At 71.9% G+C, this 15,360-nt stretch carries 12 protein-coding genes; 3 read left to right on the forward strand and 9 right to left on the reverse strand.

Annotation, left to right across the window (positions count from 1 at the left end):
- Positions 1 to 131: 131 nt before the first annotated feature.
- From ACFWPS_RS14255 to rsmI, 8 genes are all read right to left on the reverse strand, one after another.
- Entirely contained in the window at positions 132 to 2,138 is a 2,007-nt protein-coding gene (locus ACFWPS_RS14255) for a nitrate- and nitrite sensing domain-containing protein (protein WP_383704620.1), read from the reverse strand.
- A 115-nt stretch (positions 2,139 to 2,253) separates the two neighbouring features.
- Positions 2,254 to 3,033 (reverse strand): MHYT domain-containing protein, encoded by a 780-nt coding sequence (locus ACFWPS_RS14260; RefSeq protein ID WP_383704623.1) that lies wholly within the window; start codon positions 3,031 to 3,033, stop codon positions 2,254 to 2,256.
- 213 nt (positions 3,034 to 3,246) lie between these two features.
- A complete protein-coding gene (locus ACFWPS_RS14265; protein ID WP_383704625.1) occupies positions 3,247 to 4,173 on the reverse strand; it encodes a 4-(cytidine 5'-diphospho)-2-C-methyl-D-erythritol kinase in 927 nt (308 codons plus the stop codon).
- On the reverse strand, positions 4,170 to 5,039 hold the full coding sequence (gene rsmA, locus ACFWPS_RS14270) for a 16S rRNA (adenine(1518)-N(6)/adenine(1519)-N(6))-dimethyltransferase RsmA (RefSeq protein ID WP_383704627.1): 870 nt from the start codon (positions 5,037 to 5,039) through the stop codon (positions 4,170 to 4,172). The genes ACFWPS_RS14265 and rsmA overlap by 4 nt, the downstream gene beginning before the upstream one ends.
- A 48-nt stretch (positions 5,040 to 5,087) precedes the next feature.
- Complete coding sequence (locus ACFWPS_RS14275; protein ID WP_383704630.1) at positions 5,088 to 6,527, reverse strand: ubiquitin-like domain-containing protein; 1,440 nt, start codon at positions 6,525 to 6,527, stop codon at positions 5,088 to 5,090.
- A gap of 157 nt (positions 6,528 to 6,684) precedes the next feature.
- A complete protein-coding gene (locus tag ACFWPS_RS14280; RefSeq protein WP_383704633.1) occupies positions 6,685 to 7,587 on the reverse strand; it encodes a TatD family hydrolase in 903 nt (300 codons plus the stop codon).
- Positions 7,588 to 7,633: 46 nt separating this feature from the next.
- A complete protein-coding gene (locus ACFWPS_RS14285; RefSeq protein ID WP_383704635.1) occupies positions 7,634 to 8,068 on the reverse strand; it encodes a hypothetical protein in 435 nt (144 codons plus the stop codon).
- Between the two features lie 458 nt (positions 8,069 to 8,526).
- Positions 8,527 to 9,375 (reverse strand): 16S rRNA (cytidine(1402)-2'-O)-methyltransferase, encoded by an 849-nt coding sequence (gene rsmI / locus ACFWPS_RS14290; RefSeq protein WP_383704637.1) that lies wholly within the window; start codon positions 9,373 to 9,375, stop codon positions 8,527 to 8,529.
- 144 nt (positions 9,376 to 9,519) lie between these two features.
- Between rsmI and ACFWPS_RS14295 the strand changes: the two genes are divergently transcribed.
- The 3 genes from ACFWPS_RS14295 to ACFWPS_RS14305 all read left to right on the forward strand — a co-directional run bounded on the left by ACFWPS_RS14295 (position 9,520) and on the right by ACFWPS_RS14305 (position 14,852).
- Positions 9,520 to 11,310 carry a dolichyl-phosphate-mannose--protein mannosyltransferase gene (locus tag ACFWPS_RS14295; protein ID WP_383704639.1) on the forward strand — a complete coding sequence of 597 codons (1,791 nt, stop codon included), beginning with the start codon at positions 9,520 to 9,522 and terminating at the stop codon, positions 11,308 to 11,310.
- A 155-nt stretch (positions 11,311 to 11,465) separates the two neighbouring features.
- A complete protein-coding gene (locus ACFWPS_RS14300) occupies positions 11,466 to 13,076 on the forward strand; it encodes a penicillin-binding transpeptidase domain-containing protein (protein ID WP_383704642.1) in 1,611 nt (536 codons plus the stop codon).
- Between the two features lie 105 nt (positions 13,077 to 13,181).
- Positions 13,182 to 14,852, forward strand: coding sequence for a penicillin-binding transpeptidase domain-containing protein (locus tag ACFWPS_RS14305; protein ID WP_383704644.1), 1,671 nt, complete (start codon positions 13,182 to 13,184; stop codon positions 14,850 to 14,852).
- Between the two features lie 9 nt (positions 14,853 to 14,861).
- Here the strand turns inward: ACFWPS_RS14305 and ACFWPS_RS14310 are convergent, their stop codons facing one another.
- Entirely contained in the window at positions 14,862 to 15,209 is a 348-nt protein-coding gene (locus ACFWPS_RS14310; RefSeq protein WP_361287170.1) for an SsgA family sporulation/cell division regulator, read from the reverse strand.
- Between the last annotated feature and the right edge of the window lie 151 nt (positions 15,210 to 15,360).

The raw sequence follows: 15,360 nt of genomic DNA on the forward strand, positions 1-15,360 counted from the left end.
CGCCCCCCCACCCCGCGCCCCCCCCCCCGCCGCGGCAGCACACCCCCGCGGCCCGGGCCCCGGCCCCCCGGGCCGCCGGCGCGCCGGCGGTCGCGGCCCCCCCCCCCCCCCGACGCGGTGCTTACGGGGCCTCAGGCGCCCGCCTCGCCCAGTCGCCGGCGCTGGATCAGCGCGGCCGCCGGTGCCAGGCCGCGGCCGGTCCCGGCGGTCTGCTCGCCGACCGGCATGTCGTCGCGCATGAGGTTCTCGGGGATGAGGACCGCGGCCGTGACACCGCCGTTCGGCGAGGGGCGCAGCTCGACCCTGAGGCCCTGCCGCTCGCGCAGCCGGTTGACCACGAACAGCCCGATCTGCTTGGCGTCGAGGAGGTCGACCTTGGCGGACCGGATCTTGCCGTTGGCCTCGGCCATGGCCTGCTCGTTCATGCCGAAGCCGCTGTCCTCGATCTCGACGAGCAGGCCGTCGCGCATCCGCGCGGCACGCAGTTGCACCTTGGTGCTGGGGGGCGAGAAGGCCGCCGCGTTCTCGACGAGTTCGGCGATCAGATGGATCACGTCGGCCACCGAGCCGCCGGCGAGCGACACCCGCGGCACGGCCCAGATCTGCACGCGCGCGGAGTTCTCGATCTCGGCGACGGCGGCGCGCACCACGTCCGCCAGCGGGATCGGGTCCCGCCAGCCGCGGCCCGGTGCGATCCCGGAGAGGATGAGCAGGCTCTCCGAGTGGCGGCGCATCCGGGTGGCGAGGTAGTCGACGCGGTAGAGGTCGTACAGCTCGGTCTGGTCCTGCTGGCGGCGCTGCATCTGGTCGAGCAGGTCCAGCTGGCGGTGGAGCAGCACCTGGCTGCGGCGCGCGAGGCTGACGTACACGCCGGAGATGCCGCTGAGGAGCTCGGCGCGCTCGGCGGCGGCCTTCAGGGCGGCGCGCTGGACGGCCGTGAGGGCGGTGCCCACCTGGGCGAGTTCGTCGCCCACGAGGCGGCGCATGGGTGCCTCGGCGTCGATGTCGACGCCCTGCCCGGCGTGCAGCTTGCGCATGGCCTGCGGGAGGCGGCGGCCGGCCACCTCCAGGGCGGAGTTGCGCAGGTCGAGGAGTTCGACGATCAGGCCGCGGCCGACGCCCACCGAGACCAGCAGCGACAGCAGGACGCCGACCAGGCCGAGGACGACGGCGACGCCGGACGCGCCGAGCGTGGACCAGCCGAACGTGGCGGCCTTGGCCGTGGCTCCCGTACCGGCGCTCTTCTCGGCCGCCGTCAGCTGTTCGAGGACGCCGGTGGCGGAGCCGTCCCAGCCGGACAGCGTGGCCGGGGACACCGCGTCGGCGCCCGGCCCAGCGGCCTCGACACGCTCCTCCACGGCGGCCAGCCTCCGGTACCCCGCGCCGTCCAGGATCTCGTCGTACGCCCGCCTGTGCTCGGCCTTCAGATCTGCGGCCGCGGGCTCCAGCAGCTCGCGGTGGGTGGCCGCCGCGCCGACGAACGCGGTGTACTGCCGCCGCGTCAGGTGTCCGGCCGCCTCGCCCGCCGCGAGCAGCGCCTGCTCACGGGCGAACGCCTCACGCGCGCGTGCCAGTTCGAGCACCACGCGGCTCTGCGAGGCGGAGTCGGTGCCCTTCTCGCCGGTGAGCGCCCCGGTGACGGCGAAGGCGCGCTCCACCACGGCCGTGTACTTGGTGTACGCCGTCTGCGCCGCGCCCTTCTCGGCGGTCTCCGCGCGCACGGTGCCCACGGAGTCCGCGGCGCCGGAGAGCCGGTCGATCCGGGCGGGGAGCGCGGAGTTGAGCAGGGCCGCGTCGGAGGTGGAGGCGTTGATACCGTCGGTGAGCTTCGTCCGCGCCCTGTCGGTGGCCGCCCTGGCGGTCTTCAGCGCGGCGAGGGAACGGGCGTCGGGGGCGGCCGCGTAGCGGGTGGCGGCGGTCCGCTCGCCCTGGAGCGCGGTCACGAAGCCGGCCACGGGCGTGAGGAGCTGGGCGTTGACGTCCTTGGCCCGCTCGGTGTCGCCGATCGCGGCGACGGTCGTCACCGCGGCGTACGCCCACAGCGCCATCAGGGACACGACGGGCAGCATGAGCAGGGCGACGATCTTCGCGCGGACGGATCTGGGGCGGAGTCGTTCGGTGGCACGGCGAACGCGCATGGGGACCTCGTTCGGGGAGGGGCGCGCCCGGGAACCGGCGGGCCGAGGGCGCGCGCGTTCCCGGACGGGATGAGGGTGTCGAGGAGGTGTGGGGGGCGGCAGCGGGGAACGGCGGTCAGGCCGTGGTCAGTTCGACCTCGCGCAGCAGCTCCGCGGCGACGGCGGACTCGTGTCGCTTGCCGGTCGGGGACAGCGCCACGTACGCGGAGGCCAGGAAGAGGAACGAGCCGAGCAGCACCGCGAGCGGGAAGAGGAACTCGGTGGCCGTGGCACCGGGCAGCTCGGCGCTGCTGGGCTTCAGGTTGACGCTGACGGCGAACATCGCCGTGTAGTGCATGCTGCTCACCGCGAGCCCCATGACGAGCGCGGACAGCGTCGCCAGGACGGGGCCGCGGACGACGAGGGAGAGGGTGAGCGCCGCGGTGGCCGCGACGACGGCGATCGCGACGGACGCGATGACCATCAGCGGGTCGAAGCCCACCGAGCCGTGCAGGTTGAGCGCGGCCATGCCGGTGTAGTGCATCGCGGCGACGCCGAGCCCGGTGCCGAGACCGCCGAGCAGCACCGCCTGCACGCGCGAACGGCCGTATCCGGCGGTGAAGATGCCGGCGCTGACGACGGCGATCGCCATGACGAGGCTGAGCACGGTCAGCGGGATGTCGTAGCGGATGGGCGTGCCCTCCACGGAGAAGCCCATCATCGCGATGAAGTGCATGGTCCAGATGCCGGACCCGATGGCGAACGAGGCGAGTGTCAGCCAGTTCCGTTTGGAGGCGCCTTCCGCCTCCAGTGCCCTGACGGTGCAGCGCAGTCCCAGTGCCGAGCCGACGCAGGCCATCGCGTAGGAGAGGACGGGAGTGACCCATCCGGCGCTGAAGTGGTCCATGTGCCCCATGGGAATGTCCTCTCTACGTGGCGCGGAGACGTCGTCGCCGCACACACGAGGTACCGCCGGTAACAGAGGGCGGGAATGGCGATCATGCCAGCCGTCACCATGAGCCAGATGGCGCGAAAGGGACCATGGGGTGCATTTGTGAAAATCCAGTTACCGTGAAGTAGCTAACAGCACCGAATCTTCACATTTTCGCAGGTCAGACCTAGTTTCAGGTTACACGGACCCGGCCGTCCGGTCCGCCGAGAGCACCCTCGCGCCCGGCGCTGGCGCCGTCGCCGTGCGCACCGTGCGGCAGGTACCGGAGGCGAGGAGCGCCTCGGAGACCTTCTGCGCCGACGCGGTGTCCCGGACCAGGAACGCCGTGGTGGGGCCGGAACCGGAGACCAGCGCGGTGAGGGCGCCGGCCGCGCGGCCCGCGTCGAGGGTGTCCGCGAGCTCCGGGAAGAGGGAGAGCGCGGCGGGCTGGAGGTCGTTGGAGACGGCGGTGGCGAGCGCGTCGGCATCGCCCTGGGCGAGGGCGTCGAGGAGGTCGCGGGAGGCGACAGGCTCGGGGATCTCGCGCCCCTCGGCGAGCCGGTCGAACTCGCGGAAGACGGCCGGCGTGGACAGCCCCCGCCCGGCCATCGCGAACACCCAGTGGAAGGTGGCGCCGACTTCGAGGGCGGTGAGGCGCTCGCCGCGCCCGGTGCCGAGGGCGGCACCGCCGACCAGGCTGAAGGGCACGTCGCTGCCCAGGTCGGCGCAGATGGCGAGGAGTTCGGCGCGGGAGGCGCCCGCGCGCCAGAGCTCGTTGCAGGCCAGCAGCGCGCCCGCCCCGTCCGCACTCCCCCCGGCCATCCCGCCGGCGACCGGGATGTCCTTGGCGATGTGGATGTGCACGGCCGGCTCGATGCCCCGGCGCTCGGCGAGCGCGAGCGCGGCGCGGGCGGCGAGGTTCGTGCGGTCGAGGGGGACCTCGGCGGCGTCCGGGCCCTCGCAGGTGACGGTCAGTTCGTCGGCGGGGGTGACGGTGACCTCGTCGTAGAGGCCGACGGCGAGGAAGACGTTGGCCAGGTCGTGGAAGCCGTCGGGGCGCGCGGCACCCACCGCGAGCTGGACGTTGACCTTGGCGGGGACGCGTACCGTGACGCTGACGCTCACTTACCGGACTCCTTGTGTTCGGCGATCCTCGCGAACTCCTCCACCGTCAGCGCCTCCCCGCGGGCCTGCGGCGAGACCCCGGCCGCGACCAGCGCCGCCTCGGCGGCCGCCGCGGACCCGGCCCAGCCGGCGAGCGCCGCCCGCAGGGTCTTGCGGCGCTGCGCGAACGCCGCGTCGACGACGGCGAAGACCTCACGCTTCGAGGCCGTCGTCTTCAGCGGCTCCGCGCGCCGGACGAGGGAGACGAGCCCGCTGTCGACGTTCGGCGCGGGCCAGAAGACGTTGCGCCCGATGGCACCGGCGCGCTTCACCTCGGCGTACCAGTTGGCCTTGACGGACGGCACGCCGTACACCTTGTTGCCGGGTCCGGCGGCGAGCCGGTCGGCGACCTCGGACTGCACCATCACCAGCGTCCGCTCGATGCTCGGGAAGGTGTCGAGCATGTGGAGGAGGACGGGGACGGCGACGTTGTAGGGGAGGTTCGCGACGAGTGCGGTCGGCGGGGGTCCCGGCAGCTCGGTGACGTGCATCGCGTCGGAGTGGACCAGCGCGAACCGGTCCGCGCGCACCGGCATGCGCGCCGCGATCGTCGCGGGCAGTGCGCCCGCCAGGACGTCGTCGATCTCGACCGCGGTGACCCGGTCGGCGACCTCCAGGAGCGCGAGGGTGAGGGACCCCAGCCCGGGGCCGACCTCCACGACGACGTCGTCCGGGCGGACCTCGGCGGTGCGGACGATACGGCGGACCGTGTTGGCGTCGATCACGAAGTTCTGGCCGCGCTGCTTGGTGGGGCGCACGCCGAGCGCTGCCGCGAGCTCACGGATGTCGGCGGGGCCGAGGAGGGCGTCGGGGGTGGGGCTGCTCACGGGACAAGGGTACGGGCCGCCGGGGACGCCTTCCGCCGGTCACCTCGGTCACCTGTGCAGCCGCGCCCCGCAGTGCGGCCACGGCGTGGAGCCGCGGGTCACGTAGAGCTTCTTCGCGCGGAACGTCTGCTCCTCGGCCGTGGCGTCCTGCGGGCGCCCGCTGCCGCCGAGGCTGTGCCAGGTGTGGGTGTCGAACTGGTACAGCCCGCCGTACGTGCCGGAGGGGTCCACCGCGTGCGGGCGGCCTCCGGACTCGCACGCGGCGAGACCGTGCCAGTTCAGGCCGTCGCCGCCCTTAACGGAGTCCGGGTGCGGCTTGGTCCCCACGTTCACGAGCTGGGTGCGGGGTTCCCGCACCACTTCGGAGGTCTCGCGGCGGGGCTTCTGCCGGACGCCGTTGACGGCGCGGAAGTAATATGTCACACGGCGCAACCCCGGCCGCCCGGCCCGCTCGATCACCTCGGTGCCCTTGAACAGCGTCGGGTCCGCCGTCCGCCGCACCTCGAACGGGATGGTCTCCTCGCGCACCTCCCTGCTGCCCGTGACGCGCAGCACGGTCACCGTCTGCCCGTCGCGCGGGAAGCCGGACTGGGGCACGGAGGTGGTGTCCTGGCCGTGCAGGGTGATCCCGGCCTCCTCGACGGCCTCGCGGACGGTCGCCGCGTTGGTGCGGATGGTCCGGGTCCGGCCGTCCGCCAGGATCGTGACCGTGCGCTCGGTGCGCACGTCGAGCGCGAGCCCGGCGCGTCCGATGTCCTGGGAGCGCGAGGCCGACAGGTACGCGCCCTCGGCACGCACCCCCAGCTGCCTGAGCGCCCCGTCCACCGTGCGCGCCGTCGTCCACACCTCGCGCCGTTCGCCGTCCAGCGTGAGCCGTACGGGGCGGCCGTAGTGCACCGCGACCTCGTCACCGCTGGCCAGCGCCGTGCCGGGGGCAGGCGCCACCACGTCGTGCGCCCCGACCGGTACGCCCTCCTCCTGCAGCAGGCCGGTCACGTCGTCAGCGAACGTGTGCAGGGTGCGCGGCCTGCCGTCCACGGTCAGCTCGATCGCCTTGTCCTTGGCGAGGAAAGCGGTGGTACCGCCCGCGAGGAACGCGACGACGAGCGCCTGCGGCAGCAGACGGCGCACGGCGGACTCCGGACGCCTGGAGTACCGCGCCTTCCGCCGGCGCGCGGCGCGACGCCCGGCCACGGCACGCGCACCCGCCTCACGCGCCTCCCCCTGCGAACCACGCTCGCCCTGCCGCGGCAGCACCGGCTCGCTCACGTGCGCCTGCGCCTGCGCCTGCGCCGCAGCCTCGTACGCCGGGCGGTACGTGTCGCCGCCGTACGCCGTCCCGTACGCCGTCCCGTACGCCGTCCCGTAGGCCGCGCCGTATCCCAGCGTCTCGGCGTCGTACACGCCGTACATCTCCTGCGCGCCGTGCACTCCGGGCGCGCCATAAGGGTCGTACGTCCCAGACGTCTCGTACTGCGATGCGCTCACGCCGACACGCTCCAGAGGGCCAGAGGGGTCCGGATCGGGCCCCCAGAACCTAGCGGGTCACCCGTCACTCTCCAAAGCGGCACGACTACGCACGGTCGCGTGCGGACCAAAGGTACAGCCCAGCGAACGTTATGCGCCAGTTATGATCGGTACACCCTCAGTAGTCGAAGGCGCGCGCCGTGTTCGCGCCCAGGGCCGTCGCCAGCGCGTCCTCGTCGATGCCGCGCACGGCGGCCATCGCGCGCACCGTGACCGGAATGAGATACGGGGCGTTGGGCCGTCCGCGGTACGGCGCCGGGGTCAGGAAGGGCGCGTCGGTCTCCACCAGGAGCAGTTCCAGGGGGGCCACCGCCACCGCGTCCCGCAGGTTCTGGGCGTTCTTGAAGGTGACGTTGCCGGCGAAGGACATGAAGTAGCCCTCGCGGGCGCACTCCCCGGCCATCTCGGCGTCCCCGGAGTAGCAGTGGAACACGGTCCGCTCGGGGGCGCCCTCCTCCTTGAGGACGCGCAGGACGTCGGCGTGGGCGTCGCGGTCGTGGATGACGAGGGCCTTGCCGTGCCGCTTGGCGATCTCGATGTGGGCGCGGAAGGAGCGCTCCTGGGCGGCCTTGCCCTCGGGCCCGGTGCGGAAGTAGTCGAGGCCTGTCTCGCCGACGCCCTTCACCTGGGGCAGCCGGGCCAGCAGGTCGATCTCGGCGAGCGCCTCGTCCAGCGCCGTGTCCCCGCCTCCCGCGCGGGCGCCCTGCCGGGACCAGCCGTCGGGGTCCCCATGCACGATCCGCGGGGCTTCGTTGGGGTGCAGGGCGACGGTCGCGTGGACGTTCCCGTGCGCGGCGGCGGTGTCGGCCGCCCACCGCGAGCCCTTGATGTCGCAGCCGACCTGGACGACGGTCGTCACGCCCACCGACGCGGCCTTCGCGAGGCCCTCCCCGACCGTGCCGGACTGCATGTCGAGGTGGGTGTGGGAGTCCGCGACGGGCACCCGGAGAGGTTCCGGGAGCGGCGGCGCGGTGTTCTTGTCGGCCGTACGGGAGGCCGCACCGGAGGCGTTCGAAGGCATGCCCCGATCCTACGAAAGGGGCATGCCGGCCGGAGCCGCGGGCGGGTCAGCTCGCCTTGCGCTGGAATGGGTGCAGGAGATCCGACAGGTGCCAGTGATGCACCGCCTTGACCTCCGCGGAGGCCTCCGTCGCCGCGGCCGGCCCGGTCTCCGTACCGTCCTGCCCGGCGGAACGGTCCGGCGCCGACGGCTGATGCGACCGCTGCGCGGCGTCCCGCACCGACGAGACCTGGCCCGCGCGCATGATCCGCAGGACCTGCCCGTCGCAGTTCTGGCACGCGGGCCGGCTCAGCGGCGACGGGACGACCCGGCCGTTCGCCACGTACTTGACGAACTCGTGGTTGTCGGCGTCGGTGTGGTGCTCTATCTCGTACGACTGCTCCCAGCCGTGCCCGCATCGCATGCAGGCGAAGGAATACGACTCGTGGACGACGGCTGTGGCCGCACCGCGGAGGCCGGTCTGCCCTGCGATCTCACTCATGCCAGCTCCTCTTGTCCGCTTGGACAAGCACGCACCCCCGGCGCGGGGATTCCCCCCGGAATCCCATGGGGGTGAGGGACGGGTGCGTCCCTGCTGACCAGTGGACGCCTTCACCGACGCGAATGCGACAGGCCTGCCGAGTGTTGGAGGCGATTTGGATTCTGCTTGCCAAATGGGCCTCGCCGCATAGGGCTGGGCTTTGCGTTTCCCGCCCTTGCTTTACTGTCCCGTGGGGCGCGCGCTCAGAGGAGACACACCCCGCTCAGAGGACGCATCACCGCAGGTCAGGGGCGCACGCTCAGCAGAGAAGCGGCTCGCTCAAAGATCAAGGAGCGCCCCCCTTCAAACGCCCTGTACGAGGGCGCCCCCGAAGGGGCGCGGGGAACTGCGCGACCAGCCCCCACCGCCCCGCACACGACTACACAAGAGCAACCACAACGGCGCTCCGGAAACCGACCTCACCCATCAACACGCTTCGCGGCGACCACGGCGTCGAAAACGACCCGCTTCGGAATCCCCGCCTCCACCGCCACCGCCGCGATCGCCTCCTTACGGCGCTCGCCGGCCTCCTCCCGCACCCGCACCCGCCGCACCAGCTCCGCCGCGTCGAGTTCCTCGGGTCCGCGCTCGGGGGCGCCCTCGACGACCACGGTGATCTCGCCGCGCACCCCGTCGGCGGCCCACACCGCCAGTTCGGCCAGCGGCCCGCGCCGTACCTCCTCGTACGTCTTGGTCAGCTCGCGGCAGACGGCGGCCCGCCGCTCGGCGCCGAAGACCTCGGCCATGGCGGCGAGGGTGTCGTCGAGGCGGTGCGGGGCCTCGAAGTAGACGAGGGTGCGGCGCTCCTCGGCGACCTCCGCCAGCCGCGAGCGGCGCTCGCCCGCCTTGCGCGGCAGGAAGCCCTCGAAGCAGAACCGGTCGACGGGCAGCCCGGACAGCGCGAGCGCGGTGAGCACGGCGGACGGCCCCGGGACGGCCGTGACCCGGATCTCCTTCTCCACGGCGGCCGCGACCAGCCGGTAGCCGGGGTCGGAGACGGACGGCATCCCGGCGTCGGTCACGAGCAGCACACGCGCGCCGCCGACGAGTTCCTCGACCAGTTCCGGTGTACGGGCCGCCTCGTTGCCCTCGAAGTACGACACCACGCGCCCCTTGGGCGTCACGCCCAGCGCCTGGGTGAGCCACCGCAGCCGCCGCGTGTCCTCGGCCGCGATCACGTCGGCGCCGGTCAGCTCCGCGACGAGCCGGGGCGGCGCGTCCGCGACGTCGCCGATGGGGGTGCCTGCGAGGACAAGGGTTCCAGTCACGCCTCCATCCTCGCAGCCGCCACCGACAGCGCCGTCCCCGCCGGACGGCACCGTCCCCGGCACCTGGGACGGCGAACGCAAAGGAACCCACCACGAAGCCCCATTGCACGGGACTCACACAGAACGGTTCCCTACGATGGCGCGGTGACCAGTACCGCGTCCTCCACGGACACCCGGCAGGGCCAGGCAGCGCTCGACGAGCGGCCGACCTGGCAGCAGCGGCTGCGCCGGTTCGGCTACACGGCGAGCCCGGCGCACACGGCACCCACCACCGGCGGCAGAGGCGCCGCGGGCTCCGGCACGCACGCCGAGGTCATCGACCGCCTGGTGCCGCCGTACGCCGAGCCCGGCTCCCGGCTGTGGCTCGCCCTGGGGGTGCCCCCGGTGCTCGCCGAGCGGATCACCCGCTGGTCGGGCTGGGGCGGTCCGGTCCTGGTGACGCTGATGGCGGGCCTGCTGCGGTTCTGGAACCTGGGCAGCCCCAAGGCGGTGATATTCGACGAGACGTACTACGCGAAGGACGCGTGGGCGCTCGTCCACCGCGGTTTCGAGGTCAACTGGGACAAGAACGCCAACGACCTGATCCTGCAGAAGGCGGGCCACGTCGGCATCCCGGTGGACGCGGCGTACGTGGTGCACCCGCCGGTCGGCAAGTACGTCATCGGGCTCGGGGAGCTGGTCTTCGGCTTCGACCCGTTCGGCTGGCGGTTCATGACGGCGCTGCTCGGCACGCTGAGCGTGCTGCTGCTGTGCCGGATCGGGCGCCGGATGTTCCGGTCCACCTTCCTGGGCTGCCTGGCGGGCGGGCTGATGGCGGTGGACGGGCTGCACTTCGTGATGAGCCGTACCTCGCTGCTCGACGGCGTGCTGATGTTCTTCGTGCTGGCCGCGTTCGGCTGCCTGGTCATCGACCGGGACAGGTCGCGGGCGAAGCTGGCGGCGGCGCTGCCGCCCGACGCGGACGGCCGGGTCCGCCCGGACGCGCGCGTGGCCGACGGTTTCCGCTTCGGGTGGCGTCCCTGGCGCTGGGCCGCGGGCCTGCTGCTTGGCCTCGCGCTCGGCACCAAGTGGAACGCCCTCTACATCCTGGCCGCGTTCTGCGTGATGGCCCTGTTGTGGGACGTCGGCGCCCGCAAGGTGGCCGGCGCCCGGCACCCGTACAAGGCGGTCCTGGCGCACGACACGGGGATCACGTTCCTGGCGACGGTCCCGGTGGCGATCGCCGTCTACCTGACCTCCTGGATCGGCTGGATCCTCTCCCCCACCGACGGCACCGGCGGCTACTTCCGCAACTGGGCGGCCACCGACGGCAAGGGCGGCAGCTGGACGTTCCTGCCGGACTGGCTGCGCAGCCTGTGGCACTACGAGCACGAGGTGTACCTGTTCCACGTCGGCCTCTCGTCGCCGCACACGTACATGTCGAATCCGTGGTCCTGGCTGGTGCTGGGCCGCCCGGTCTCGTACTACTACGAGTCGCCGTCCCCGGGTGTGGACGGCTGCCCGTCGGACGCCGGCGAGAAGTGCGCCCGTGAGGTGCTCGCGATCGGCACCCCGCTGCTGTGGTGGGCGGCGTGCTTCGCGATCGCCTACGTCCTGTGGCGGTGGGCGTTCCGCCGCGACTGGCGGGCCGGCGCCATCGCCTGCGGCATCGCGGCCGGTTACCTGCCCTGGTTCATGTACCAGGAGCGCACGATCTTCCTCTTCTACGCCGTCGTCTTCGTGCCCTTCCTGTGTCTCGCGGTGGCGATGATGATCGGCGCGATCATCGGCCCGCCGGGCTCCAGCGACACCCGCCGGCTGGTCGGCGCGTCGAGTGCGGGTGTGCTGGTGCTGCTGATCGCCTGGAACTTCATCTACTTCTGGCCGCTGTACACGGGCACGGCGATCCCGATCGACTCCTGGCGTTCACGTATGTGGCTCGATACCTGGGTGTGAGCCACATCCCTGATCTCCGTTCGGCCAACGGTTCGGACAACAATCGGTCAACGCCCGCCACAGGAACCCCACAACGACCTAGAGTGCGAGTCACAACCCGCTTTTGAACGCGTTCACAAAATGCGGCAAAAGCTCACGGGAGGGATTTTCGCACCATGCGCAAGGGGGTCAAGGGCGCCCTGATCGGCAGCGTCTGCGCAGCCGTGCTGGGCGGGGGCGGGTACGGCGCCTACAACGTGCTGTCGGCGCTCCACGGCGACGACACGCCGGCCGTACGGACCGGGCCGCCGACGGCGGACGAGGTGAAGGACACCGCAGGGAAGTTCTTCGCGGCCTGGGAGAAGGGCCAGTCGGTGACCGCGGCGTCCTACACGAACGACTCCGCCGACGCCGAACCCGTGCTCACGTCCTTCAGCGACGTGGCGCACATCAAGGACGTGCACATCACGCCCGGCAAGGCGACCGGCGCCACCGTGCCGTACAGCGTGAAGGCGACCGTGTCCTACGGCGGGAAGTCGAAACCGCTCGCCTACAAGAGCCGCCTGACCGTCGTGCGCGGCGAGACCACGCACCGCGCGCTGGTCGACTGGGACCCGACCGTCGTCCACCCGGAGCTCCGGCGCGGCGACACCCTGTCCACCGGCGAGGCGGCGAGCCCGCCGATCGAGGCCGTGGACCGCAACGGCAAGGTCCTCACCAAGGACAAGTACCCGTCCCTGGGCCCGATCCTGGACGAACTGCGCAGCCGCTACGGCGACAAGACGGGCGGCACCCCCGGCGTGGAGCTGGTCATCCAGCACGCGTCCGAGGAGTCCGCCGACACCACGCTGCTGACCCTCGCGGAGGGCAGGGCGGGCAAGCTGCAGACGACGCTCGACGCGCGCGTGCAGGCCGCCGCCGAGACCGCGGTGACGAAGTACGCCGAGTCCTCGGTGGTGGCCGTCAAGCCCAGCACCGGCGAGGTGCTGGCGGTCGCCAACCACCGCGAGGACGGCTTCAACGCGGCCTTCCTCGGCGAGCTGGCGCCCGGCTCCACCATGAAGATCATCAGCGCGGCCACGCTCATCGACACAGGGCTGACGACGGCCACAGGTCCAGCCCCCTGCCCGCCGACCGCGACCTGGCAGAGCCAGACCTTCAGCAATCTCAAGGGGCTCCAGCCGGACCTGAAGGCCACCCTCTCGGACAGCTTCGCGCGCTCCTGCAACACGGCGTTCGTGAAGTACGCGGACTCGGTCCAGGTCGACTCGCTCACCAAGGAGGCCGAGGACCGCTTCGGGCTCGGGAAGAACAACTGGAAGGTCGGCATACCGAGTTTCGACGGCCGGGTCCCCGCCTCCGGCGGCCCGGACACCGCGGCCAACCTGATCGGCCAGGGCCAGGTGCAGATGAGCCCGCTGAACATGGCGTCGGTGGCGGCGACCGCGATGACGGGGACCTTCCGGCAGCCGGTGCTCGTCCCGCAGAAGCTGGACGGCCGTGACCTGGCCACCGCGAAGGGCCTGTCGCCCGCCACGACCGGCCAGCTGCGCGCCATGATGAACCGCACCGCGACCAGCGGCACCGCGGCCGGCGTGATGCGCGGGCTGAGCGGCAGCATCGGCGCCAAGACGGGGTCGGCGGAGGTCGACGGCCAGTCCAAGTCGAACAGCTGGTTCGCCGGCTACCGCGACGACGTCGCGGCCGCGGCCATGACCCAGGACGGCGGCCACGGCATCGACGCGGCCGGTCCGATTGTCGCGAGTGTGCTACGGATCGGTGGCTGACGTCACTCCCACAGGCCGGGACTCTAGGCTTGGTGCCGTCGTTGGGGAGCGTGAGGGCTACGGGGCGACGGGGACCCCGGGGGAAGTGCGCGGAGGAACTGAGCTGTGGGCAAGAGAAGGCGCGTCGTCGAGCGACGGAAGAAAAGACCTGCCGTCATCGGCGGGATGATCGCCGTGGTCGTCGGCGGCGCCGGCTTCGGCCTGTACGCGCTGTACGGCGGCGGGGCGGCCGACGCGGCGTCGACGAGGACGGCCGACCACAAGCCCGTCAAGACCGGCCCGCTGTCCGCCACCGAGGTGCGCACGACGGCGCGCACCTTCCTGTCGTCCTGGCAGCAGGGCAAGGTCACGCAGGCCGCCGCCGTCACGGACGACAGCAAGGCCTGCATCAAACTCCTCACCGGCTATGCCAAGGACGCCCACGTCACGGGCGTCGCCCTCACCGAAGGCACCCGCACCGGCGACAAGGTCCCGTTCTCCGTGAAGGCGACGGTGTCCTACAAGGGTGTCAGCAAGCCGCTGTCGTACAGCTCCGCGTTCACCGTGATCCGCCGGACCAGCGACGGCAAGCCGGTGGTGAACTGGCATGCCGCGGTCGTCCACCCGGACCTCGCGGACGGCGACACCCTGGTCACCGGCGAGTCCGGCACCCCGCCCATCAAGGCCCTGGACCGCGACGGCGGGGAGATCACCACCGCCAAGTACCCGTCGCTGGGCTCGGTCCTGGACGGGCTGCGGGAGAAGTTCGGCAAGAAGGCCGGCGGCAAGGCGGGCGTCGAACTGCGCGTGGTGCGCGGCGCGGCGTCCGAGAAGGCGAAGCTCTCCGACAAGACGCTCCTGGAGCTCAGCAAGGGCACGCCGGGCACCGTGAAGACGACGCTCAGCCCGACCCTGCAGGCGGCCGCCGAGAAGCAGGTCACCACGCAGAAGAACGCCTCGGTCGTGATGATGCGCCCGTCGACCGGCGAGGTCCTCGCCGTCGCCAACTCCAGCCACGGCTTCAACGTGGCCTTCCAGGGCTCCCTGGCGCCCGGCTCCACGATGAAGATCATCACGTCGACGATGCTGTTCGAGAAGGGGCTCATCACCCCGGACGCGTCGCATCCCTGCCCGAAGACGTACAAGCTCGCCGGGTGGACGTTCCACAACGACGACGACTCCGAGATCAAGCAGGGCACGTTCAAGCTGAGCTTCGCGGCCTCCTGCAACAACGCCTTCATCGACTTCGCGCCGAAGCTCTCCAACAGCGACCTGACCACCGAGGCCCAGCAGGTCTACGGCCTCGGCATGAACAACTGGGCCATCGGCGTCCCGACCTTCGACGGCTCGGTCCCGGTGCAGAGCGGCGCGCAGATGGGCGCCTCGCTGATCGGGCAGGGCGGGGTGCGCATGAACCCGCTGAACATGGCGTCCGTGTCGGCCACGGTGGACACCGGCGCCTTCCACCAGCCGTACCTGGTCGCACCCAGCGTCGACAACCGGACGATCGCGAAGGCCTCGCGCACGATGTCGTCGAAGACGCAGTCGGAGCTGAAGGAGGTCATGCAGTACACGGCGGCGTACGGCACGGCGGCCAAGGCGATGTCGGGCCTGAGTTCCAGCTGCGGCGCCAAGACGGGCTCGGCCGAGGTCGACGGCCAGAAGAAGCCGAACGGCTGGTTCACCGCGTACTGCGGCGACTTCGCCGCGGCGGGTGTGGTCCAGGCGGGCGGCCACGGCGGCGACACGGCCGGACCGATCGTGGCGGCCCTGCTGAAGCTGGGGTCCTCGCTGTAGCGGGGAGTGTCAGCCGGCCACGGGAGTGGCCATGTACGTCCGCCGGAGGAAGCGCAGCAGCGCCTTCGACTCGAACTGGACCACCGATGTGCCGTGGTCGGAGTGGAACTCCACCACGGCCTGGACCCTGCCCAGCGGCCACACGCGTACGTCACCGCTCTCCGCGGGCGACCTGAGGCCCTGTTCCAGCAGCGAGCGCGAGAAGGTCCACTCGTCGGTGCCGGGCAGGCCGACCTGTACCGCCCTCGGATCGGTATCGGGGTCGTAGCGCAGGACGACGGGCACCGCGGGTGGCTCGTCCCGCGCGTCTTCGTCCGTGACGATGTGGGCTCGCGCATACTGCTCGACTACAGACATCGGACTGCCCTTTACGCTCCGTGATCTGTGCGAAAGCTGTGCATCCGCTTTCTTATCCAATGTCGCACATTTTCCAGAATGCGCTTACGGGAGCCCCTGCACCCGGCATGCGATTCCGGATATGGCGACCTTCTCGCTCTTGCAAAGCCTT

The organism is Streptomyces sp. NPDC058457, assembly GCF_042720695.1.
Classification (GTDB): domain Bacteria; phylum Actinomycetota; class Actinomycetes; order Streptomycetales; family Streptomycetaceae; genus Streptomyces.

What these genes read in the sequence shown, in the direction of transcription:
- ACFWPS_RS14285 (WP_383704635.1), bottom strand. Translation starts at nt 8,068, where the DNA reads ATGAGTGAGATCGCAGGGCAGACCGGCCTCCGCGGTGCGGCCACAGCC.
- ACFWPS_RS14255 (WP_383704620.1), bottom strand. Translation starts at nt 2,138, where the DNA reads ATGCGCGTTCGCCGTGCCACCGAACGACTCCGCCCCAGATCCGTCCGC.
- ACFWPS_RS14300 (WP_383704642.1), top strand. Translation starts at nt 11,466, where the DNA reads ATGCGCAAGGGGGTCAAGGGCGCCCTGATCGGCAGCGTCTGCGCAGCC.
- ACFWPS_RS14260 (WP_383704623.1), bottom strand. Translation starts at nt 3,033, where the DNA reads ATGGGGCACATGGACCACTTCAGCGCCGGATGGGTCACTCCCGTCCTC.
- ACFWPS_RS14310 (WP_361287170.1), bottom strand. Translation starts at nt 15,209, where the DNA reads ATGTCTGTAGTCGAGCAGTATGCGCGAGCCCACATCGTCACGGACGAA.
- ACFWPS_RS14280 (WP_383704633.1), bottom strand. Translation starts at nt 7,587, where the DNA reads ATGCCTTCGAACGCCTCCGGTGCGGCCTCCCGTACGGCCGACAAGAAC.